The organism is Collimonas antrihumi, assembly GCF_018304965.1.
Lineage (GTDB): Bacteria > Pseudomonadota > Gammaproteobacteria > Burkholderiales > Burkholderiaceae_D > Collimonas > Collimonas antrihumi.
In genome coordinates this window covers 31461-54215 of sequence record NZ_JAGQED010000001.1, presented here as the reverse complement: position 1 = coordinate 54215, position 22755 = coordinate 31461, and the positions used below count along the sequence as shown (strand labels likewise).

21 protein-coding genes are annotated in these 22755 nt (G+C 58.4%); 8 read left to right on the top strand and 13 right to left on the bottom strand.

Features of this window, described 5'->3' with window-relative positions; translation table 11 throughout:
• Positions 1-112 precede the first annotated feature (112 nt).
• The 3 genes from KHU29_RS00270 to KHU29_RS00260 all read right to left on the bottom strand — a co-directional run bounded on the left by KHU29_RS00270 (position 113) and on the right by KHU29_RS00260 (position 4315).
• Positions 113-937, bottom strand: coding sequence for an alpha/beta fold hydrolase (locus tag KHU29_RS00270; protein ID WP_211450715.1), 825 nt, complete (start codon positions 935-937; stop codon positions 113-115).
• A gap of 122 nt (positions 938-1059) precedes the next feature.
• The gene (locus tag KHU29_RS00265; protein ID WP_211451109.1) at positions 1060-3498 is read right to left on the bottom strand and encodes a DNA internalization-related competence protein ComEC/Rec2; all 2439 of its coding nucleotides are present in this window, start codon (positions 3496-3498) and stop codon (positions 1060-1062) included.
• A 19-nt stretch (positions 3499-3517) separates the two neighbouring features.
• Positions 3518-4315, bottom strand: coding sequence for a TatD family hydrolase (locus KHU29_RS00260; RefSeq protein WP_211450714.1), 798 nt, complete (start codon positions 4313-4315; stop codon positions 3518-3520).
• Between the two features lie 175 nt (positions 4316-4490).
• Here KHU29_RS00260 and KHU29_RS00255 point away from each other — a divergent pair, with 175 nt between their 5' ends.
• The 5 genes from KHU29_RS00255 (at position 4491) to KHU29_RS00235 (ending at position 10264) form a co-directional block, all read left to right on the top strand.
• Positions 4491-5489 (top strand): flavin reductase, encoded by a 999-nt coding sequence (locus tag KHU29_RS00255; protein WP_211450713.1) that lies wholly within the window; start codon positions 4491-4493, stop codon positions 5487-5489.
• Between the two features lie 83 nt (positions 5490-5572).
• On the top strand, positions 5573-6523 hold the full coding sequence (locus KHU29_RS00250) for a LysR family transcriptional regulator (protein WP_211450712.1): 951 nt from the start codon (positions 5573-5575) through the stop codon (positions 6521-6523).
• A 253-nt stretch (positions 6524-6776) separates the two neighbouring features.
• Positions 6777-8063, top strand: a complete 1287-nt coding sequence (locus tag KHU29_RS00245; protein WP_211450711.1) for an MFS transporter — start codon at positions 6777-6779, stop codon at positions 8061-8063.
• Positions 8064-8155: 92 nt separating this feature from the next.
• On the top strand, positions 8156-8854 hold the full coding sequence (locus tag KHU29_RS00240) for a DUF2848 domain-containing protein (protein ID WP_211450710.1): 699 nt from the start codon (positions 8156-8158) through the stop codon (positions 8852-8854).
• A 51-nt stretch (positions 8855-8905) separates the two neighbouring features.
• On the top strand, positions 8906-10264 hold the full coding sequence (locus tag KHU29_RS00235) for an amidase (protein WP_211450709.1): 1359 nt from the start codon (positions 8906-8908) through the stop codon (positions 10262-10264).
• Between the two features lie 79 nt (positions 10265-10343).
• Here KHU29_RS00235 and KHU29_RS00230 read toward each other — a convergent pair whose 3' ends face one another.
• The 3 genes from KHU29_RS00230 to KHU29_RS00220 all read right to left on the bottom strand — a co-directional run bounded on the left by KHU29_RS00230 (position 10344) and on the right by KHU29_RS00220 (position 12347).
• A complete protein-coding gene (locus KHU29_RS00230) occupies positions 10344-11141 on the bottom strand; it encodes a DUF1223 domain-containing protein (protein WP_343216009.1) in 798 nt (265 codons plus the stop codon).
• A 67-nt stretch (positions 11142-11208) separates the two neighbouring features.
• A complete protein-coding gene (locus KHU29_RS00225; protein ID WP_211451107.1) occupies positions 11209-12003 on the bottom strand; it encodes an SDR family oxidoreductase in 795 nt (264 codons plus the stop codon).
• A 41-nt stretch (positions 12004-12044) separates the two neighbouring features.
• Positions 12045-12347, bottom strand: a complete 303-nt coding sequence (locus tag KHU29_RS00220) for a 4a-hydroxytetrahydrobiopterin dehydratase (RefSeq protein ID WP_211450708.1) — start codon at positions 12345-12347, stop codon at positions 12045-12047.
• A gap of 282 nt (positions 12348-12629) precedes the next feature.
• Here KHU29_RS00220 and KHU29_RS00215 point away from each other — a divergent pair, with 282 nt between their 5' ends.
• Positions 12630-12884 carry a hypothetical protein gene (locus KHU29_RS00215; RefSeq protein ID WP_092414772.1) on the top strand — a complete coding sequence of 85 codons (255 nt, stop codon included), beginning with the start codon at positions 12630-12632 and terminating at the stop codon, positions 12882-12884.
• Positions 12885-12998: 114 nt separating this feature from the next.
• Here the strand turns inward: KHU29_RS00215 and KHU29_RS00210 are convergent, their stop codons facing one another.
• The 3 genes from KHU29_RS00210 to KHU29_RS00200 are packed head-to-tail and all read right to left on the bottom strand — an operon-like array spanning position 12999 to position 16966.
• Positions 12999-14399, bottom strand: a complete 1401-nt coding sequence (locus KHU29_RS00210; protein ID WP_211451106.1) for an L-serine ammonia-lyase — start codon at positions 14397-14399, stop codon at positions 12999-13001.
• 8 nt (positions 14400-14407) lie between these two features.
• Positions 14408-15574, bottom strand: coding sequence for a M20 aminoacylase family protein (locus KHU29_RS00205; RefSeq protein WP_211450707.1), 1167 nt, complete (start codon positions 15572-15574; stop codon positions 14408-14410).
• Between the two features lie 45 nt (positions 15575-15619).
• The gene (locus tag KHU29_RS00200) at positions 15620-16966 is read right to left on the bottom strand and encodes a DUF3100 domain-containing protein (protein ID WP_211450706.1); all 1347 of its coding nucleotides are present in this window, start codon (positions 16964-16966) and stop codon (positions 15620-15622) included.
• A 201-nt stretch (positions 16967-17167) separates the two neighbouring features.
• Here KHU29_RS00200 and KHU29_RS00195 point away from each other — a divergent pair, with 201 nt between their 5' ends.
• Positions 17168-18097, top strand: a complete 930-nt coding sequence (locus tag KHU29_RS00195) for a LysR family transcriptional regulator (protein WP_211450705.1) — start codon at positions 17168-17170, stop codon at positions 18095-18097.
• 36 nt (positions 18098-18133) lie between these two features.
• On the opposite strand, the gene KHU29_RS00190 is transcribed toward KHU29_RS00195, so the two are convergent.
• On the bottom strand, positions 18134-18493 hold the full coding sequence (locus KHU29_RS00190) for a DUF1304 domain-containing protein (RefSeq protein WP_211450704.1): 360 nt from the start codon (positions 18491-18493) through the stop codon (positions 18134-18136).
• A gap of 66 nt (positions 18494-18559) precedes the next feature.
• Positions 18560-19210 (bottom strand): glutathione S-transferase family protein, encoded by a 651-nt coding sequence (locus tag KHU29_RS00185; RefSeq protein WP_211450703.1) that lies wholly within the window; start codon positions 19208-19210, stop codon positions 18560-18562.
• A 381-nt stretch (positions 19211-19591) separates the two neighbouring features.
• On the opposite strand from KHU29_RS00185, the gene KHU29_RS00180 reads away from it, so the two are divergent.
• Positions 19592-19993 carry a hypothetical protein gene (locus KHU29_RS00180; protein ID WP_211450702.1) on the top strand — a complete coding sequence of 134 codons (402 nt, stop codon included), beginning with the start codon at positions 19592-19594 and terminating at the stop codon, positions 19991-19993.
• A gap of 18 nt (positions 19994-20011) precedes the next feature.
• Here the strand turns inward: KHU29_RS00180 and KHU29_RS00175 are convergent, their stop codons facing one another.
• Complete coding sequence (locus tag KHU29_RS00175; protein ID WP_211450701.1) at positions 20012-20257, bottom strand: hypothetical protein; 246 nt, start codon at positions 20255-20257, stop codon at positions 20012-20014.
• A gap of 106 nt (positions 20258-20363) precedes the next feature.
• A complete protein-coding gene (locus tag KHU29_RS00170; RefSeq protein WP_211450700.1) occupies positions 20364-22253 on the bottom strand; it encodes a S53 family peptidase in 1890 nt (629 codons plus the stop codon).
• Positions 22254-22755 lie beyond the last annotated feature (502 nt).

Sequence of the window (22755 nt, the reverse complement as noted above, 5' to 3'; positions counted from 1 at the left end):
GATGGAAATAGCCCTGTATCCTACAACATGCCGGGCATCGGACCTCGAATGGCTACTAATTGTTACTAACTAATCAGTGACCCGGCTACCCGCGTAGCCACTTAATTTCTACCTAAGCGGCGCGAGAGCCCGACAGGGACTGGATCATCTGACGCGTGGTGGCTGCGGCTAGTTCCGGCGTTTCCATCGGGAAAAGGTGGCCGCCAGGGATCTGCCTGAAATATTTCCCTACCAGGCGCTTGGTCGCGTCCAGTCCGGCCTGCCGGCATTCGACCGAGTCGACGCCGCCGACAAAACCGATCGGCACCGGGAAACCACCTTTCAGCACGTTACCCATATCGTGCGGCAAGGTCCGGTAGACAGCGGTTTCAATGTCGCGCCGAAAGCGCAGGACCATATTGCCCTGGTCTTCCTCCAGCCCGTAAGTAATGTAATCGCGCAACACTTCCGGCGCCCAGTTGGCAAACACCTGCTTGCCGGCGAAGTGCTGATAGGCAGCCTCGGCGCTCGGCCAAAGATTGCGCCGTTTGGCCGAGAACCTGGCTTGCGAGACCCGGTTATCCAGTCCCAACGCTTTCGCGCCGCGCAACAAGCTGGCACGCCAGCCAACCACTACCGGCGTGTCGAGCATCACCACGCAACTGACCAGGTCAGGACGCTGGTGCGCCGCCAGCAAAGCCAGGCCGCCGCCCATCGAATGGCCGACCAGGATCACCGGTTCGGAATAACGCGCGGCCAGTTCATCAATCAATTCCTGCACCAGCGCCGGCCAGCCGTCAGTGACGGGATACTTTGGGTTATGGGCATGGATGTCGAGCGAGCGCACATCATAATCGTGCCCCAGGTACTCCAGGAACTGTCGATAAGTTCCTGACGGAAAGCTGTTGCCGTGAATGAAGTGCAAAATCGGATGCGTAACGGAGCTCATGTATTCCATGTATTTCATAAATAAAACAGCAAACCTGCCTTGATGGGGTCTCATTTAAAACCGAAAACAGCGATGTTCCAAAGGGAATTTTAGAGCTTGCGCTCAGAACCGGATTGGTACAGCTTGCACTGTCAACGACCATACCAATAGCGACGGCGCTGCTCACGATAGGTGTCGGCGGTAATGGAGGCGCCGAATTTCAGCATGATTGCACCGTCATGGTCATTGCGTAATGTCTCAATACCCAAAGCCTGGTAACGCTCCAGCACTTGCCGTTGGGGGTGGCGGAAGCGATTCCGGTAGCCGACCTGGAACATGGCGATTTGCGGATCGACTTCCGCCAGGAATGCGGCGGTCGACGAAGTGCCGCTACCATGATGAGGCACTAACAATACATCGGCCTTCAACTGTCCGGCCTGACTGGCGATCAACTTCCTTTCCTGTGCCGTTTCCAGATCTCCGGGCAATAGAACGACGTGTTTGCCGTGCGTGACCTTTAGAGTGCAGCTGTCGGCATTGGGATTATGTTTTTTCGACGCTGCCAGTGCCGCTTCCCGTACCGGATAGTGATCGAGATCGGGATACAGCATGTCAAATTTCATGCCGCCCCACTGCCAGCCTTGACCGTCATGGCAACGCCGGTGATCGGCTGCAGCCTTCACAATCGGGTGCTCCAGCGGCAGGGATGAATACACCGTGTTTACCTTGACGCTACTCATGATCGACAACGCACCGCCGGAATGATCATCGTGGTTGTGCGACACCACCAGCGCATCCAGCCCGGTGATGCCGCGCGCTCTCAGGTAAGGCACAATCGCGCGGCTGCCGGCATCCGATGCGGGCGAATAAGCGGGGCCGCTGTCGTACAGCAAACGATGATCGGCGGTTTCTATCAATACCGCCATTCCCTGGCCGACATCCAGCGCAGTAACCCACATTTCACCGGCGCCGGGACGGCTGCCGTTATCCAGTAGCAAAGGCAGCCAGCCGGCCAGCGCCAGCCAGCGCAACGGCCATCCGCGCGGCGCCAGCAACCATAAAGTAGCCAGCAGCGCCAATGCGAAAGTCCATGGCTGCGGCAGCGCCGCTTGCCATACGGCAAATGGCAAAGCGCTTAACCAGTTCAAAAATGCTGCCAGCTGTTCGATCAATGCATGCGCGCCACGCCACAGCCAGGTCGACAGCGGTGCCGGCAACACGCTGGCAAACAGCGTCAGCGGCGTGACCATCAGGCCGACCAGCGGAATCGCCAGGGCATTGGCGATCGGGCCGATCAAAGACACCCGGCCAAACAATAACGTCGTCAACGGCAGCAAGCCGATGGTCACCGCGTACTGGGTAGCGCCTGCCATTTTTAATACGCCTAAGAAGCGCGAGATAAGTGATTTCCCTTCTACAGCCACGGTCTGGCTGCGGCCGACGCTGGTGTACAGGATTACGCCGACGGCACTGAACGACAGCCAGAATCCCGGCCATAACAACGCCCACGGATCGACCAGCAAGACCACCGCCAGCGCCACGCACAACACATGTGAAACACTGGTGATGCGCCCACTCCACAAAGCCAGCGCGACAGCCAGCAACATGTATAAGGTGCGTTGCGCGGGTATGCCGAATCCCGCCAGCAGTACGTAGCACAGCGCTGCCAGCGCCCCGCTCAATGCTGCGACCTTTTGTGCCGGCAGCAGCAAAGGCAAGGCCGCTTTGGTGAAGAAGGAACGGCGCCACAGCGCTGCCATGATTGCTGCGAACATGCCGGCAATCATCGTGATATGCAGGCCGGAAATGGCGACCAGGTGGCTGATACCCGTGCGATTGAATACCTCCCAGTCGGATTGATCGATGGCGCGCTGATCGCCTACGGCAAGCGCCACCAGCACGCCGGCATAACGATGCTCTGGCAAGGCTTGCAAAATGCGCTCGCGCAAGCGGCTGCGCAGCACTTCAATCAGGTTGCCCGGGCTGAATACGAATGCCTGCAGTTGCCGGTTCTTTAACGCCAGTTTCTGATCAGAACGCACGTAGCCAGTGGCGCGCAGATTGCGCTCCAGCAGCCATGCTTCGTAATCAAACGCCGCAGGGTTAGCATTTCCGTGAGGACGCTTCAAGCGCACGGTCAGTTGCCAGCGCGCACCAGGCTGGACTTGAACCTGCAGCGGTTGGCCAGCGGCCTGGTACCAGGCCAGCGCCAGGCGCTTTGGAACGACAGGTGAAACGCCGTCCTGATCCAGCACTTTCTCCACGGCAAAATTAAAGCGGGCGCCCGATTCGAAATAAGACGGCAAGCTGTCAACTGTGCCAATCACGGTGATGTCGCGCCCTTCCCATGCCGGCGGCAATTCATGCTGTAGATAGTATTGAGCAAACAGTGCTGCCCAGACTATGCCGAACAATGCGCCGGCCAGCATGTTCGCGGCTGATTTGAAACATGGATGACGGATTTTGCAGGCGGCTACGGCCGGCCATGTCGCCAGCAGCAGCAATCCGCACAATAGCCAAACGGCTGGCAATGACGCTTGAGTTTGCAAAAAAGCAACCCCAAGCACAAACCCTATGACGGCGCTGCGCAGACAGGCCGCCTTGCGCTACTTAAGCCAAGGCCGCCAGACGCGGCAATGCAGCGCGGGCGTTGGCGGCAGTTGCCTGCGCAAGTTCAGGTATGGCCATCCCGCGCAATTCGGCCAGCACAGCGCCTATGCGGGGAATCTGTTGAGGCTGGTTGATGTCAGGATGGAGCCAGGCGGGCGACATGTCGGGGGCGTCGGTCTCCAGTACCAGTGCCTCCAATGGCAATTCGGCGGCCAATCGCCGGATTTGCAGCGCACGCGTAAATGTCATCGCGCCGCCAAAACCGAGCCGGAAGCCCAGGCCGATGAAAGCCTCCGCTTGCTGGAAACTGCCGTTGAATGCATGGGCGATACCGCCCTGCACTTTGATCCGGCGTAAATGTTTGAGAAGAATGTCTTGCGAGCGGCGCACATGCAGCAAGACCGGTAAATCGAATTCGCGCGCCAGTTTCAGCTGTTCGATGTAAAAATGTTCCTGCTTTTCACGCAAAGGACCGCTTTCCATGCCGGGAACAAAAAAATCGAGGCCGATTTCGCCGATCGCTACAAAACGCGGGTCTGCCAACGCCGCAGCGATCGTATCGCGCAATGCCAGCAAATCGGCTTCCTCGGCTTGCGGCACATACAAGGGATGGATACCCAGCGCATAGGTACAATTGGGCAGTTGCGCAGCCAGTGCGGCGACCGTAGCGAAATTGGCGCGTTCCACCGCCGGAATCACAATCCAGCTGACGTCCTGCTGCTGCGCCGCCGCCGCGACCAGCGTCTGTTCGCCGGCGAATTCAGCGGCGTCGAGATGACAGTGGGTATCTATCCACATCGGATGATCTTTTCAAAAATGGGAAGGGCAAATAATAAGAACCAAGCTTGATAGATTGTTATCGTAGCATGCGCCGAAAATGCGCTTATATAAGCATCAGGATAAACAATCCCCTCGCTCCGGCCCAGAGCCTGATAACATGATGCCAAAAAGTATTTGTTAGAAAGCAACGCAGATGTCCACAGCACACCAGCCGTCACCCCCGTTCGACCAGCGCGAATTCCGCAATGCCCTGGGCACCTTCACCACCGGCGTCACCATCGTTACCGCTTGCTCGCCCGATGGCAAACTGATTGGCGTCACTGCCAACAGCTTTAATTCGGTCTCGCTCGATCCACCGCTGGTATTGTGGAGCTTGTCAAAATCGTCCAACAGCCTGGCGGCCTTCGAAGCCGCCGAATATTGGGCGGTGCATATCCTGTCGCACGACCAGGACCAGCTGGCCACCCATTTCAGCAAACGCGCACACGACAAATTCGCTGGCCTCGATCTCGAAACCGGCATGGGCGGCGCGCCGCTGCTGGACGGTTGCACCACCCGCATGCAATGCAAAACCGCCTATCGCTACGATGGCGGCGACCATATCATCATGGTCGGCGAAGTCATGCATTTTGAACATTCCGACATCGCTCCCTTGGTTTACCAGCGCGGCAATTACGCGATCGCCACCCGCAAGGAACTGGCCGATGAAGCAGAAGCCTTGATCAAGGCCACCGCCGCTTCCGACAGCTTCGATGAAAATTCGATGAGTTACCTGCTCGGCAGCGCCTATTTCCATTTATATGGGAAGCTGCGCGAATTCGGCGCACTGCAGGGCCTGAACGATGCCGAATTTTTCGTGCTGAACACCCTGGCCGCGCGTAACGGCCGCAGCCTGGCGGAGTTGAACCGTCTGTTCGTCTACGCCGGCCACACGCCGCTGCTCAATGTACTGGACGACATGACGGCGCGCGGCTTGTTGCAAGTGGTGGTGGATCAAGGCGAACGCAACGAGCGCGGACTGTTTTACCTAACCGCCATCGGCCAGGCACTGGCGCAAGAAATTGCCAATGCCGGCAAGCAAACCGAGCTGGCATTGTTGAGCAGCCTGGGCACAGTCGATACCGTCGCCTTGCGCACGCTGCTGCGGCGTTTCATTACACTGACCGATGAAGGCAGACTGCCGGGTGAGTGAGCAAGAAGAATTAGCAAAAATCCGCCAAGAACGGCAATGCGCTACACTAAACTCTTATCCATGATCGCCTCTCGACAGCGCCGATGAATATCCGCTTCCTCGAAACCTTCGTTTGGCTGGCGAAATTGAAAAATTTCCGGCTGACGGCGGAAAAACTGCACACCACCCAGGCCGCGGTATCCAGCCGCATCGCCACGCTGGAGCAGGATTTCGGCGTGCGCCTGTTCGATCGCGGCGCGCGCGAAGTCGCATTAACTACCGATGGCAGCAAGGCGTTGGTGTATGCCGAGCGCATCGTCAAGCTGATGCGCGAAATGAAGGAAGACATGTCGGCCCGCGACAACTATTCGGGCGTGCTGCGGATAGGCGTGATCGAATCGATCGTGCATAGCTGGTTCCCGGATTTGATCGGCCGCATCCACAAACTGTTTCCGCAACTGGAAATCGAAATCGCCAGCGACACCACCATCCACTTGCGCGAGCAGTTCAGCAAGGGCGACCTCGACCTGGTGCTGCAGGCGGAACCGGTGATCGCGCCGAATATACGTAATCTCAAGCTGTGCGAATTGCCGATGCGCTGGGTTGGCAGCAGCAAGCTGGAGATCGGCAATGAAACCCTGACCCTGTCCGATCTGGCGGCCTTTCCGCTGGTCAGTTTTGCCCGCAATTCCGGGCCGCATACCATCATCGAGCAGCTGTTTTCCAACAGCGAACGCGGCTCGCTGCACATCAATTGCATTACTTCGGTGGCGACCATGATACGGCTGGTCAGTGATGGTTTCGGCGTCGCCGTGGTGCCGCCGGCAATTATCCAGCGCGAGCTCAACGACGGCAGTCTGCAATTGCTGCGGGTCGATGCCGATTTCCCGGCTTTGTTGCTGATGGCCTCATTTCGCAACGATCCGGAAAATGCCCTGACCGAAACGATTGCCAGCATCGCCCAGGAAACCGCCTCCGAATTCGCACTGAATTGGGGGCCTGAAATCGCCAGGCTGCCGTCCGGCCCGCTGGAACTGCCCTTTCCGCCTGTCTAAGCCGGCACGGCACCATTTGTGCGGCATGTCTGAGTCGCTTGAATTAAACGCCCCGCTTTTGCTCATAAGATTTTCCATTCAATCGCGCTGACAATTTCTTGTTGGACAGCTGCCAATCGGCTGCGCATACTCGATTCATCCGGTAGCCAAGTTTGTTTGCAATGAATTTGGCCGCCGGTGACGGTCGTCAAAGAAACGCCGCGCCATCCTTCGCCAATTGCTGCGGAGCAAATCCATTTTCGGGTGACATCAAATGAGCAACAACCTCAATAGTGCAGCGATCGCGCTGGAAGATACTTACAAAAAAATCGCCTGGCGGCTGATTCCATTCCTGGTATTCCTGTTCGTGCTGGCCTGGATAGACCGGGTCAATGTCGGCTTTGCCAAACTGCAAATGTTGCTGGATCTTCAATTCAGCGAAGCCATCTACGGCCTTGGCGCCGGCATATTCTTTATCGGCTACTTCCTGTTTGAAGTACCGAGCAACCTGCTGCTGGAGAAAATCGGCGCCCGGAAAACCCTGGCCCGCATCACCATCCTCTGGGGCCTGACCTCGATGGCGATGGTGTACGTTAAAACACCGGCCTCGTTCTACGTAATCCGCTTCTTCCTGGGTGTATTCGAAGCCGGCTTTTTCCCTGGCGTGGTGCTGTACCTGACCTACTGGTTCCCGGCCGCACGGCGGGCTCGCGTCAACGGCCTGTTCATGACCTCGTTCGCAATCGCCGGCGTGGTCGGCGGGCCGATTGCCGGTTTCATCATGAGCCGCATGGATGGCGTCGGCCATTTCGCCAATTGGCAATGGCTGTTCCTGCTGGAAGGCATTCCGTCGGTCCTGGCCGGTATCCTGGTGTTGCTTTACCTGCCGGAAAAGCCGCTCAACGCCAAATGGCTGAGCCAGACGGAGCAGCAAGCGGTGACCCGCGCTCTGGCTGCTGAAAACCATGATCATAAGCATGCTTCGTTGCGCGATGCCTGCCGCAATTACCGGGTCTGGATTTGCGCTGCGGTATATTTCTGCGTGGTCAGCGGCAATGCTACGATCGCCTTCTGGTCGCCATCCATCATCAAGGAAATCGGCGTCGTCGGCAATCTGCAGATTGGCTTGATCTCCGCGATCCCATTCCTCGCCGGCACCATCGCCATGATCTGGAACGGCATTCATTCCGACCGTAGCGGCGAACGTCGCCTGCACTGCGCATTGGCGACACTGGTAGCCAGCATCGGTCTGATACTGACCGGATTTTTCATCGGCAATGCGGTGCTGGCGCTGTGTGCGCTGACACTGGCTGCTATCGGGATCCTGGCTGCATTCCCGGTGTTCTGGTCGATTCCCGCCGCGTTCCTGACCGGCACCGCAGCCGCTGGCGGCATTGCGCTGATCAATTCGATCGGCAACCTGGCCGGTTTCGCCGCACCGTATCTGATCGGCTCATTGAAAACCACCACCGGCAGTGTCGCCTCCGGCCTCTACTTCGTAGCGGCGCTGGAGTTCTGCGCGACGATATTGGTTTTGCTGTTCATCAAAAAAGTCCGGTAGTTACATACCCATTCTTCATCCTTCATTCGTTTTAAACCCGCGCCGCCTGGCTTAAACGCCAGGCCGGTTGCCTCTTTATAGCTGGAATCATCATGCACATTTCTTTCCAAATCGATACCGAAGAAGGTCCGCAAAAAAGCTCACGGCGGCTGGACACCGACATCCACACCCTGATCGTAGCCGGCTGGGCCGGACGCGACCACGCCGCCATCGAACATCACATCGAAGAACTTGCCGCACTCGGCATTTCGCGTCCGAGCGCCGTCCCCTTGTATTACCGCATCGCCAGCAACCAGCTGACCCAGACGCCGCAGGTGCAGGTAGTCGGCCCAGATTCATCTGGCGAAGTGGAAACCTTTGTCTTTGCCGCGGACGGCGAACTGTATGTCAGCATCGCTTCCGACCACACCGACCGCAAGCTGGAAGCCCATAGCGTAGCGCTGTCGAAACAGGCATGCGTGAAACCGGTTGCCACCAGCGCCTGGCGCCTGGCCGAGGTGGCGGACTATTGGGACGAACTGGTGATCCGTTCTTACATCGAAGAAAATGGTGAGGAACTGCTGTATCAGGAAGGTCCGCTGGCGTCGCTGCGCACGCCGCAGGATTTGATTGCCGGCTACACCGGTGGCGCCGCCATGCTGCCAGCAGGCAGCGGCATGACCTGTGGCACTGTTGCTGCAATCGGTGGCATCCGCCCGGCGCAGTCATTTACAATGGAACTGTTCGATCCGCGCCGGCAACGCACCTTGCGTCATCACTACCAGGTTGAGGTATTGCCGGAAGTTGCTTAAGCCAGATTTCAGATTTCAGATGTCGGATTCCATTCATTTTTCCGAGGCCGCATGACTACCACGCCCCCTACCCTGCGCACCCTGTCTGAAGCCCTGCGCCAAAATAACGTCAGTTCGCTGGCTCTCACCGAAGCTGCACTGGAACGGGCGCTTTCGCCGTCCGGCGAAGGCAGCCGGGTGTTCACCGAAGTTTATGCCACGGCAGCGCGCGCCGCGGCGCAAGCGTCCGATCTGCTACGCGCCAGCGGCCAGGTACGCTCACCGATAGACGGCGTGCCGATTTCGGTCAAGGATCTGTTCGATGTCGCCGGCAGCACCACACGCGCCGGTTCGGTGGCTTTGCGCGATGCAGCGCCTGCCAGCGTTAGCGCGCTGGTGGTGCAGCGTCTGGTGGCAGCCGGCGCAGTCATCGTCGGCCGCACTAACATGACCGAATTTGCCTATTCCGGGCTCGGCATCAATCCCCATTACGGCACCCCGCGCAATCCCTGGGATCGAGCCAACGGCCGCATCCCGGGCGGTTCCTCGTCCGGCGCCGCTGTCTCGGTCAGCGACGCCATGGCGGTTGCCGCCATCGGTTCCGATACCGGCGGCTCGGTGCGGATTCCGGCCGCACTGTGCGGGCTGACCGGCTTCAAGCCGACTGCACGCCGGGTTTCGTTGCAGGGTGCATTGCCGCTGTCGACGCAACTGGATTCGATTGGCCCTATCGCAAACAGCGTCGCCTGCTGCGCCACGCTCGATGCGATCCTGGCCGGCGAACCGGTGCTGGAGCTGACGCCATATTCCCTGCGCGGTTTACGTCTTGCGCTGCCGACCACGCTGGTGCTGGATGGCATCGATAGCCACGTTGCAGCAGCGTTCGCCAATGCACGCCGGCGACTGCAGGCGGCTGGCGCACTGGTGGAAGAAATCGAAATACCTGAATTTGCTGCATTGGCTGCAATCAATTCGAAAGGCGGATTCACCGGCGCCGAAGCCTATGCCTGGCATCGGACGCTGATTGCGGAACGCGCTACCGCCTACGATCCACGTGTGATTTCACGCATCTTGCGCGGCAAGGATATCAGCGCCGCCGATCTGATTGATCTGTTTGCGACACGCAAACAATGGATAGCAGCAGTTGAATGCAGTATCTCCGGCTATGATGCATTGCTGATGCCAACCGTGCCTGTTGTAGCACCCACCATCGCGTCCCTGGAGGCCAGCGACGACGCATATTTCGCAGCCAACGGCTTGATCTTGCGCAATCCGTCGGTGATCAATTTTCTCGATGGTTGTGCGCTGTCGCTGCCTTGTCAAGCTGCTGGCGAGGCGCCGGTCGGATTGATGCTGGCTGGTGCCGGCGGCAACGATCGGAAAATCCTGGAAATCGGATTGGCGGTGGAAGCTGCGCTGGCACTTGCCTGAAGCAGGTTTGGTGTCAACAAAAAAACACCGGATCAAATAATTTGATCCGGCGTTTTTTTATCACAATTCAACAGCACGATCAGTGATCAACCGCCAGCCTTGCCACCTGCAACACTTCACCACTGCTCGCATTCTGAACAAAGGCGACAATACCGAAACGATCCGCACGGACATCCTTGCCGATACTGTCGAGCGCGATTTTTTCATTGATCTGCACCGCACCGTCTTTCAGCGCAAAAGGCCCCAGCCAGCGCCGCACAACATAGTCGTGATGCAGCGTCACGCCACCGTTCTCACCTGCCGCAACGTTGGATACCAGCTGGTTTTCGTAGACGGCGATGTAAGCATTGTGGCCATCCCTGGAGGGCTGCCGCAGCTTGACCCTGGTCGACAAATCAAAGGTGCGCGCTGCCGTACCTGACAATTTGATGGCAATGTCGGCCGGCGACGGTTGCTCTGCAATTTTTCCGGCCGCAGCGTCAAAGTCGCTTTTCATATTCCAATGCCGTAATTCGCGGCCGCCAACAAATATTTCCGGCGTATACACCACGCGGTTCTTGGCAAATGCCGCCAATTCCTGCTGCCGCGCGGTAAAGCGGTGATCGCCGAACCGATCCTTCCAGCCGAGGTTGTCCCAATAATCGACATGCAGGGCGAGTGGCACCACCTTGTCCGGCCTGGCCTGGGCGCCAAGTCTCGATAGCCATTGGTCGGCCGGCGGACAGCTGTTGCAGCCTTCGCTGGAATACAGCTCAACCAGCGCCACCCGGTAGGCCGGACTTTGCGCCATATAGTCCTGCGCCTGGGCGATACCAGAAATGCCGAGCGCAAGCGTAGTTAGCGCGAGCTTCTTTGACACATTGCTAAGGATTTGCACTTGAGCCTCCTGGCTGATCGTGTTTCATTGAGCTTGGTCGCACGGCCAACCAATTCCTTACAAACCCCTATGGCGCTCGATATAAATTAATCACGTCGCGCTCTACCCGCACCAGGTTTTGCCCTGCATCCACGACAAATTCAGCGCCGTTAAAAGATGGCCTGGTCAGCAACAATATGGCGTCGGCTATTTCCGTAATCGGGGCGATGTAACCGAGCGGCGTTGAACGAGCCGCAGAATATTCGAAATCGGCCTGGCTCTGATCGCCGCTGGTCGTCATCAACCCGGGGTACAGCGCATTGACGCGCAGCACCGGCGCAGCGGACATGGCCAGCATCGCGGTCAGGTTACCCAATGCCGCCTTGGCCACGGTGTAGCTGAAATCCTCGGGATGAAAATTGGCGCGCACCTTCTGGTCCACCACGTTGATCACCACTCCCTGCTGCGAGCGTTCCTTGGCTTGCTGGTGAAACGCCTGGGTCAGCAGCAGCGGCGCGCGGCAATTCACCTGCCACGAGCGCTCCAGATCGCCCAGCGCAAAATCGGCCAGCGTATCCGGGAAAAAAATGGCTGCGCAATTAACCAGTACATCCAGCCGGCCGAACCTGGCATAGATGGCTGTCATCATTGCCGCCAACTGATCCGGCGACTGCAGATCCGCTTGCCGGGCGACGGCAACGCCGCCGCCAGCTTCAATCGCCTGCACCGTATCCAGCGCGTCCTGTCGCGAATTGCCGTAATGCACCACTACGGCATAACCTGCCAGCGCAAACCGTTCGGCAATCACGCGGCCGACCCGCTTGGCGGCGCCGGTAATCAACACGACGGCTGGAGTTGCAACATCCTTTACGCCATTCGTCATGTCGGTCTTGGGCGGCTTCGCATGCTCATTCAATTTTTGACTCAATTTTTGACGGCAGCGCTTGCATGACGGTCCATGAATTGCGCCAGGCGCACATCAAGGTCGGTGACGCCATTCTTATCATGGGTAGTCAGCACCACCACCACGCGATTATAGACGTTCGACCACTCCGGATGGTGGTCCATCTTTTCTGCCAGCAAGGCCACCTGGGTCATGAAACCGAAGGCGGCGTTGAAATCGGCAAACTTGAAAGTCTTTTGAATCGCATCGCGGCCATCCACCGCAGTCCAGGTGGTGAGGCTTTGAATGGCGGCAGCAGCGCCGATATGGGTAGAGCTTGGCATTGAAGTATCCAGTGGTGAAAACTTCAATTCTATAACCGGAAGCGTCGGAACGAGTAAAAGATGCGCTGTGAAAGCTTACTCAGTTCGATTTGGGCAATTTTCGGTCAAAAAAATCGACAATTTCAGCATTTAATTTGGTGGAGCGCACGGCACTTGATCGATCCATTTGAAAGGTGAACAATTGTGTCGCCAGCGTCTTTCCATAAGGCGTTGTCAACCAGTTGCCCGACCCACTGCGTTAATGATCTGCGACAAGCCTCTTCATCTCTCAAAGGAAAAACCATGAACTCGAAAATCATCGCCGTAACGTTATGCGCGCTGGCACTGGCTGGTACGGCCGGCGGCGCCAATGCCAAGGGTTGCATAAAGGGTGCTGCGGTAGGTGCGGTAGCCGGCCACTACGCGGGGCATCACGCGGTGATCGGCGCGGTTGGCGGTTGTGTCGCGGGACGCCACCTGGCTAACAAGAAAGCCGCTGACCAGGCTGCAGCAGCGCACGCTGCCGCCCCTGCAACACAACCTGCTCCCGCGAAATAAGCAAGAAAATTCCAGGCCGGGCTTGATGCCGCTTGATACCGTATTTTGCCCTTGAACCAGCGCGCGCCTCGCCTCGCGCGGGTTTTCCATTTCGACCAAGACCGTTGCAGGAAACTAGCACTCCACCACATTGACCGCGAGGCCGCCAAGCGAGGTTTCCTTGTACTTCGATTTCATGTCTTCACCTGTCTGCATCATGGTCTTGATAACCGCATCAAGCGAGACATAGTGGCTACCGTCGCCGCGCAGCGCCATGCGGGCCGCGTTGATGGCCTTGACCGCCCCCATCGCGTTGCGTTCGATGCACGGGATCTGCACCATGCCGCCGACCGGGTCGCATGTGAGCCCCAAATTGTGTTCCATGCCGATTTCGGCCGCGTTCTCGACTTGCGCCGGCGTACCCCCCAACGCGGCGGCCAGCGCGCCGGCCGCCATTGAGCACGCTACGCCAACCTCACCCTGGCAGCCAACCTCCGCGCCCGAAATTGATGCGTTTGCCTTGTAGAGCATGCCGATGGCGCTCGCGGTCAGCAGGAAATCGACTATGCCGTCGTCCGAGGCGCCGGCAATGAAACGCTCGTAGTAGTGCATCACCGCTGGCACGACGCCTGCAGCGCCGTTGGTCGGCGCTGTGACGACGCGGCCGCCGGCGGCGTTCTCTTCGTTGACCGCCATCGCAAACGCGTTGACCCAGTCCATCACCGCCAACGGGTCCGCGCCGTCAGCGCTACTCGCGCGTGCGCAGAGTTCGCGGTGCAACTCAGGTGCGCGGCGGCGCACGCGGAGCAGGCCCGGCAGGCGATCTGCGGCTTGCGGGTTGCCAGCGCCGAAGCCGCGCTGCACGCATTGCCTCATCACCTGCCAGATGCGCAGCAGCCCTTGTCGCACCTCCTTCTCGGGACGCCACACGCATTCGTTTGCGAGCATCAGCGCGGCGATCGACAGACCACTGGCTTGTGCCTGCGCAAGCAGTTCGTCGCCAGTGCGGAACGGATATGGCCACGCCTGGACGGTGGTCCGCATGTCCGGCTCGGCGCCGCCGCCATTACCTTCGACGACGAAGCCGCCACCGACCGAGAAGTAGAACGCATCTGTCAGTGTCGCGCCATCGCCCGCCAGCGCTGTGAAGCGCATCGCATTGGGATGCTCGGGCAAGGATTCGTGGCCGAGGAAGGCGATGTCGCGCTCGCGGTTGAACGCTATCGGGTGCCGGCCGAGCAGCATCAGCTGCCCTGAACGGCGCAGCTGGTCCAGGCGGGGTTGCACGGTGTCGGGTTCGACAGTGTCGGGCGCATCGCCCAACAGGCCGAGGATCACGCCCTGGTCCGTTGCATGGCCGCGTCCGGTAGCACCAAGCGAACCGTAGAGATCGATCTGCACCCGTGCCGTGCCGGCCAGCATGCCATCACGCTCGAGTGCCTGCGCAAACATCAACGCAGCGCGCATCGGCCCCACCGTGTGCGAACTCGATGGTCCGATGCCGATCTTGAAAATATCGAAGGCTGAGAGCATCAAAGCGCTGGTCATGCCGCGAGCTGCTGCTTCACGAGCGCCACCCAATAGGCAGCGCCGAGTGGCAAGATCGCGTCGTTGAAATCGTAATACGGGTTGTGTAGCGGCGGGGGGTTCTCGCCCTCGCCTGCGCCGATGCCGATGTATGCTCCGGGGCGCTCTTGCAGCATGAAGGCGAAGTCCTCCGAACCCATCGCGGGCTTGATATCGGTATTGACTTGTTCGCTGCCGACCAGGCTCGCGGCGGCGGCCACCGCTGCAGCTGTCTCGCCCGGCGTGTTCACCACGCCGGGGTAGCCGCGCCGGTAGTCGAGCTCGATCTTGGCGCCGTTGGTCTGCGCAACGCCAGCGCAAATCTGCCCCATCATGGCTTCGACGTTATCCTGGATCGCAGCGTCAAGCGTGCGTACAGTGCCACGCAGCACGACGTTTTCGGGTACCACGTTCCAGGTGTCGCCGCCATGGATCTGCGTGACGCTGACCACCGCCGACTCGGTCGCGGAAGTACGGCGGCTCACAATAGTCTGCAGCGCATTGACGAGTTGCGCCGCAATCACCACCGAATCGATACCGGTTTCGGGCATCGCGCCGTGGCAGCCCTTGCCCGTGACGCGGATTTCGAAGGTGTCGAGGTAGGCGGTCATGGTGCCGGCCCGGATCATGAACTGTCCGCGCGGCACGCCCGGAAAATTGTGCATGCCGTATACGGCATCGGCCGGGAACAGATCAAACAGGCCTTCTTCGACCATCTTGCGGCCGCCGCCTTCGTTCTCCTCGGCCGGCTGGAAGACAAAATGCACCGTGCCCTTGAACGGCTTGTGGCGCGACAAGTGCTCTGCCGCACCTAACAGCATCGCGGTGTGGCCGTCGTGGCCGCAACCGTGCATCTTGCCGTTGCAGGTCGACTTGTGCTCGTGGTTGCCCAGCTCCTGCATGTTGAGCGCATCGAGATCTGCGCGCAAGGCGATGCTGGGGCCTTCGCCGTTCTTGAGCGAGCCGACCACGCCGGTGCCGCCCAGCCCGCGGTGCACGGAAATATCCATCAGCCCAAGGGCCTGCGCGACGATGTTCGCCGTGCGATGTTCCTCGAAAGCGGTTTCCGGATGGGCGTGGATATCACGGCGCCAGGCGAGCATGCGAGCGCGGGTATCTTCGGCGATTTCAGTTTCACGGTACATGAGGTTCTCCGTCAGCGATTTATTGGATTTGCGGGATTTGCGGGATCAATGGAACAGCTCGGCGATCAATGTCGCGCCAAGGAAAGTGCCAGCGGTTGCGGTCAGGGAAACTACTACGATGCGCCAGCCCAGTTGCCGGAAGATCGGCAGGTCTTTGGCGACCGAGAAGCCAGCGATGGCCAGCACCGGCGTCGTGAATGCGAGGAAATTCAGTTCGCTCGCCAAGGCGACGACAGTATCGGAGAATGGGAACAGACCTGGAACGCCAACCGCCGTAGCCACAAGCGACAGCACCAGGACCAGCGGCATCTTCGGGATCAAGCGCTTGGCGACTTCGACGATCGCTACCATTGCGACGATGATCGCCATGCCGGTCAGCGACTGCACCGGCGCCACTTTGAATGAGAGCCAGTTGCCGAGCGTCACGCCGGCGGCGATCAGCATCCACGATACGGCTTTATCGGCAAACGGCAGGTCCTTCATTTCGTCCCCGGCGCCGGCCAGTTCAGCCGTCTCGATCGGCTTGCGCTTCGAGAAGCGCCCCAGAATCGGTTCGAATTTGTCATAGAGCCAAGAGGTAGCCGGCAGCGACAGGAACAACGTGAAGTAAAAGCCAAACACCACGGTTATCAGATTCGCCGCTGCTGCAATGGCGGTCAACTGCGGCACCAATTCGGCCGGCTGCTGCGCGGCGATCGCGCCCATGGCGGCCGCCATCAGGCTGCCCGAGCCGACACCGGCGCCCATGGCCAGCGAGCGCGGATCGAAGATCTGCAGGCTGGTGATGAAGCCGGCGAACACGGCAATGAACAGCGCGCCCAGCACCGTGCCGGTGATGTATTCAGCCAGCACGCCACGGCCTTCGGGCGAGGCCATGCCGTATTTCTCGCCGATGATCACCAGGTTGCCTTCACGGCCGACCGAAAAGGTCGCGCCGACTGCTTCGCGCTTGATCCCGAGCAGCAGCGCCAGTGGCAACGCCAGCACGAGCGTGCCAAATGCGTGGCCGAATTCCTGGAACAGCAGCGCCCAGCCGGCCTGGCGAATCTCCGGTAACGCGCCGCCGACGGTCAGGCCAAGCTTCACGATGAACAACAGCAGGCCCGCATTGAGCAGGCCGCCGGCGTACGACTGCAGACCAGTCGTGATGCGCACGGGCGCCGGAACATATCGTTGCGCAATACCCCAGGTCGCCGCGATGAGCAGCGCCCAGAGCATCGGCAGCAGCACGACCTGGCCGGGGCCTAGCTTGAAACTGGCCTGGCCGATGGCTTCGGCAAGCCCGACCACGATCAACACCACGACGAAAAGTTTACATTTGCCAATACCGGTGACATCAGTAGAAGCAGAAGCGGTTGGCGCGGCAGGCAGGATGGCGGCAGTGTCGGCCATGGGTGTCTCCAAAAGAAAGTTTTGTATTCGACAGTCAAAAAACGATCGTCTGTGCATCGGCCCGGTGAGGGCTTCGAATAGATATTGATAATAATGTGCTAATAGTGTTAAATAAACAATCAATTGCGTCAATGATCGTATTAAGTGTTTTTTGATGCAAAAAAGGCTACACTCGATATGCCGAAAATCTGAGGAAATCGTATGGGCGACAAGCTGGAAACACGACGGATGCGTTACTTCATGAAGGTAATCGAGTGCGGGTCGGTGCGCGGCGCTGCCGATGAATTGAACATGGATCCATCTGCGCTGAGCCGCGCCATCGGAACTCTCGAGAAGGATTGCGGCGCCCGGCTACTGGATCGCCATGGCCGCGGCGTGGTGGCCACCGACGCCGGGGAACTGGTTGTCGCGCATTTCCGGCGCCAGGAAAACATGAATCAGCAACTGCTGACGCAACTGAACAGTTTGCAGAAAGGCGAAAGCGGACACATCGACATTGTCGCCGGAGAAGGCTTCGTGGACTGGTTGATGCGCGACGTGATGAAGGTATTCATTGCCGGACACCCCGAAGTCAGCGTGACCCTGGACATATGCAGCACCGACGAGATCGTGCGGCGGATCGCCGACGAGAGTGCCGACATCGGGCTACTGTTTCAGCCGCCGCGCGACGACCGGCTGCGTTCGCATGTTTCTCACCCCGGTCCGATCCAGGCCTATGTGCTGAAGGAACATCCGCTCGCATCGCATGCCGGGCCGCTCAAGCTCGCTGACCTGCTGCCGTACCGGGGCGCCACGCTGCACCGGACGTTCGGCGTCAGGCAGCACATCGAAGCAGCCGAGGTCAGCGAAGGGGTTCGGCTCAACACGATGCTAACCACAAACTCCTTCAGCGCACTGGGTCTTTTCGCAGCGATGGGGACCGGCTACGCGTTGACTCCGCACGTCGCTGTTCCGCAGAATCTCCGGGGCCAAATCCTCATCGGGCTGCCGATGAAGAATCCGCTGCTGAGCGAGGGACGGTCGCACGTCATATCCCGGCATGGAAAAACACTGTCGCGGGCGGCGCTCGAATTGCTCTCTCATATCACGCAGGCGATGGCGGCCTGGGCTACCACGGTGCCCGAAAGCTAAACGCCGGACGGCAGCGATACCGGCGTAGAGTTGGCGTTATCGGCTGATCACCAGCAAAGCCAGCGCGATGACTGCCGGCACTGCTTGAATGTACAGAATCTTGCGGCTGACGGTAAGTGCGCCGAAGATGCCGGCAACGATCACGCATGCCAGGAAAAAGACCTTGATCGAAAACCCCGGCGCTCCCATGCACAAACCCCAAGCCAGGCCCGCCGCCAGGAAGCCGTTATACAAACCTTGGTTGGCAGCCAGGGCTTTCGAGGCTGCGGCGAACTCCGGCGTAAGCCTGAAAGTCTTGATGCCGAAAGGTTTATCCCACAAGAACATTTCGAGAACCAGAAAATAAACGTGCAGTAAGGCGACCAAAGCAATCAACAGGTTGGCGACAGTATTCAAGGCAAACTCCGCTTTCTTAAAATTTTTGTTCGGCTGGTTGGCAAATGCTGCAAGGTGACTCGCTTTTTACGCTTTTGATTCAAGCTCTCTGGCATGCTGCGCGGCCAGTTCAGCTTCAAGCGCGGCGACGCGCTGCACTGCCGGCCGGGCATTGATCCTGTCGATATAAGCCTGGATCACCGGCGACATCGGCACCAGCTGGAAACCCGTGGTCCACTTTAATGCCGTGCCCCACAAGACATCGGCGGCGCTGAATTTCTCACCCAGGATATACGGGCCCTTCTCAAGCTGATCGGTCAAGGTCTTCAGCATGGTTTCGAAATCGCCATAGGGACAGGTCGATGGCGCGGCAGGCGGATGCTTTTGGGCGCGGTCGACCACTGCCGGCTCGAAGCAGGAGCCGTAATACACCATCCAGCGCAGATACGGGCCGCGCAACGGATCGTCCAGCGCCGGCGTCAGTCCGGCGTCCTGATACAAATCGGCCAGGTACAGGAAGACCGCGACCTGCTCGGTAATCAAGGCCTCGCCGTGCCGTACCGCAGGCACTTTGCCCATGGGGTTGATTGCCAGATATGCCTGCTTGCGTTGCTCTCCCGCTTTCATGTTGAGGGCGTGCAGCTCGTAGTCGGCTCCCAGTTCTTCGAGCAGGATGCGGGCGCCTGTGGAACGGGTATTAGGCGAATGGAAAAAAGTTACGCGGCGGCTCAGTGCCATGATGTCTCCTTGTTTTGTTGTTGGCTGCGCTTCAATTCAGTATTGATTCAGTAATATAGCCCAAGCGCTGCTGACACATTGGGAAACAAACAGATAATATTTTGTGCTTGCAGTAGTCGAAACCCTCCATTTCGACTGTGTAAAAACATGTTTCATTAATTTATTCGCAAGACTGCTCCTGTTGACGCGAGCATGCCGGAACCGTTATTAAACCAAAGTGGCTCATAGGAGAATTTCGCCGTGACGGTACTCCGCACGCGGTCGATATGGCGGAAAGAGGCTGTAAGGGGAATGTGAAAAGTGTAAGCAAATGCACGGGACACATTTTTGCTGCCCCTGCTTCGTACAATCGATAGCACTGAACACATTCAGGAGCGCAAATTGAAACACCCTCTCAGCATCGCAGCGATCATTGCCGGCCGCTTTTCATCTTTTATCCGCCCGCCGCAAAAAAACCAGGCCGACACCAACGTAACACTAAAAAATGCGCCGCCGGCGCCGAAGGAAGAAATCCAGCCCGGTCCACGTACCGGCCTGGTCTGGAGCCCTGGATTCTGGAATTATGTGGGTGGCTGGTATGTGTGGGAAGCCGGCCATTGGGAGCTGGAGCGGACCAACCAGCTTTACCTGAAACCGGGCTGGCAAAAGGTCATCCACGGCTGGCAGCTGCAGCGCGGTGAATGGCGCGTCACCTCGGTCAGCTTTATCAAGAAGGGTACCGCTGGCAAAGAGCAGGATAGCAACCCGGAACCGCATTACGATCCACTTGCGGCGTTTCGATAGAATCGATTACCGGAATAGCTATTTTCCGAATGGATTGATATTGACGGCATCCTGCGCTTTGCTCGACAACGCTGGCGACGGAGTCGATGATGGGACCGAACTGGTCACCATTGGGCTGGATAAAAAACTACTGTTGTCCTGCGCTGCAACCACATTCCGCGTCTTGGCTTGCGCTATCGAATCGTCCACCGGGCAAACGGCGTATATGCCGCCGGCACCCAAAACAAGAGCTGCAACAGTCCAGGCTAAATTCGTTTTATTCATGTCCGGTTCTCCGTACCGCTTCGTCGCCGCCACGGATCAATGCGATCCATAGCGGCGATTGCCGACAAATTAGCTATTAACGATCAGCTACAAATACCCCGGACGATTAACGCGCAAAGTCCGAAGTATTCTTGATGAAGGTATTGAGGTTGGCAATGTTCAGGCTACCGAAACCTGTAGTTGCGTCCCAACCTGCGGCAGCTTTGTAGCCGTAAGAACTGCTGGCGCCGTTAGTACCGGAGGTGACGTCATGCCGCAGCGAGGCGTTGGCGGCCAGCCGGAAATATTTGTAGAAGCTGGCTGCCGGGAACCCCAATGCATTGCTGTTGGCCGTTTGCAGGCGCGCCCAGACACCGGTGAAGATCGGCGCCGCAAGGCTGGTGCCGCCTACCGTGCCGGTCTGGCCGTTATAGTAGATGGTGGCGCCGCTGGCGCTGGCGGCATCGAACGCAATGTCCGGCAAGCCACGGGTGGTCTTGCCGGCGGCAATCACGCCCGACTGATAGGAAGGCGCCGCTTCGTACTTGCTGTAGCCGCCGCCGGTTGCCCACAGGCGCTTGGTGTAATCGTAGTCGCCTGCGGCGTCGTAGGTGCCGATCGCGCTCAAGCCTTCGTTCCAGACAGTTTCACTGCTGTAGGCGCCGGAATTCGTGTACAGGGTGGTGCCGCCGACAGCGATCACATAAGGTGAGCTAGCTGGTTCGCTGACGTCATAGGTCGATTTGCTTGCCGGTACGCCAGGAGCGCCGGAAATCGAACTGGTCTGGCAGTTATAGGCACCCGCATCTCCGGTCGAAATGGAGAAAGTCTGGCCTTGGGCCACAGCTTGTTTGAAGACATTGTCGTCGGCTGCCTGAGTCCCGTCGGCATGGGTATCCGATTCGCAACCGCCGAGCGAAACGTTGATGACTTTAGCCACATTGTCAGTCACAGCGCGGTTGTAGGCAGCGGTGATGCCGCTGAAGCTCATGTCGGGCGATGCGTAGAATATCAGTTGCTTGACGGCGCCGCCGGTAGTGCCGGTGATGGTCTGGCTGTCCAGGTTCCATTCGACCTGGCCGGAAGTGTCGCTGTAGTCGCTGCCGACAGGACCGGTTTGCACCACGGCGGTATTGACGGTAGCAAAACCTTTGGCTGAAGTGAATGCTTGCAGATCGGTAATCGTCGGGCTGATATCGCCTTCCGAAATAATGCCGACTACGGTATTGGAGGCAGTTGGCGTGGCGCCGGCGTTATAGATCGCAGGGAATTGCGACGGGCTATGCGGCGTGGCGATTGGCGTTGCATTAGTGCGAAGAACCTGTGCCTGCGAGGTTGCGGCGGCTTCAGTATTGGCCACCCAGCGATGATGGGTGTGGGCAATCGCCACGTTTTGCAAACCCAGCACCGAGCCGACAATACCGCTCAACGCCTGCGGTACTTGCGCTGCATCGGTATTGGCAAATACGTTGCGGCCGTCTTGCTGGAAGCGTTTCAGCGCGGTGCGGAAACCGGTTTGCACCGTCGCTGCCGTGCCGTCGGCTGTCACCAGTTGACGATTCGGAGCGACCCGGATGTTAACAAAGCCAGATTTGCTCAGATGCGCAACCACGGCCGCCACATCTTTTTCCGCAGGCGCATATTCTGCGGCGAATTGTGCCGGCGTCAGAAATTTTCCGTAGGAAGCGGTGCCTTGGGTATGCAGATCTTGCAGAAATTTATCGAGCTTGGCCTCGTTACGCAAATTCAAACTGAGCGTCACGTGAACCGGTTCGCCCTGCGCCAGTTGCACTGCCGATGCTGCCGGCGTGACCACGCTGGCATCGGCTGCCACGCTCTTTTGATTGGCTTGCACTTGCGGCAAAAACGCCTGGGTCCTGGTGGCGACCCAAGTGCTGTTGTCCACTGCGGCGGCGTGTGTGACGCCGGACAAAGATGCAAACACCAGGGACAGCGCCAATGACAATGCCGAAGCCTGGGGAATCGCAAAATTTCCTGCTGATACGTTCGATTTCATATCGCTAATTCCTCTTGAATGGAACAGATGAAAGACGCCGCCGCCCTGCACTGCGATCAGCAATGCAAAGTTGGCTTGGCGCTGGAGTCTGCATCACCGGTTGTGATGCAGTGCTTAACGGGACGTAGCGTCCGTTAACTTGATGGCCGCAGCATTAACGCTAGCGCTGGCAATGCCGGAAGATGGATGAAGCGGTGATGGGCTGCGTCTGATGCGCAGCGCGAAAGAATGAAAACTGGAATGAATCTGGCGCAAATCATGGGACTTCCCTCTTGAGGATTAACAACGGCATTGGTGACTCTTTTGGAGCGCATGCCGTGTAAAAAATCAACGCTTTACATCCGGTGTTTACTTCTCGTTGCACAATTCAAATTCATTCAAATTCATTTATTCGATGATTCAGGATAAATCAATTATTTCCACACGGCAATAGTAAAGACGCTGATATTTTCTTCTATCGAAACATGGTTTTCGTTGATTTTCGTTAGGACTTATTTAGGAC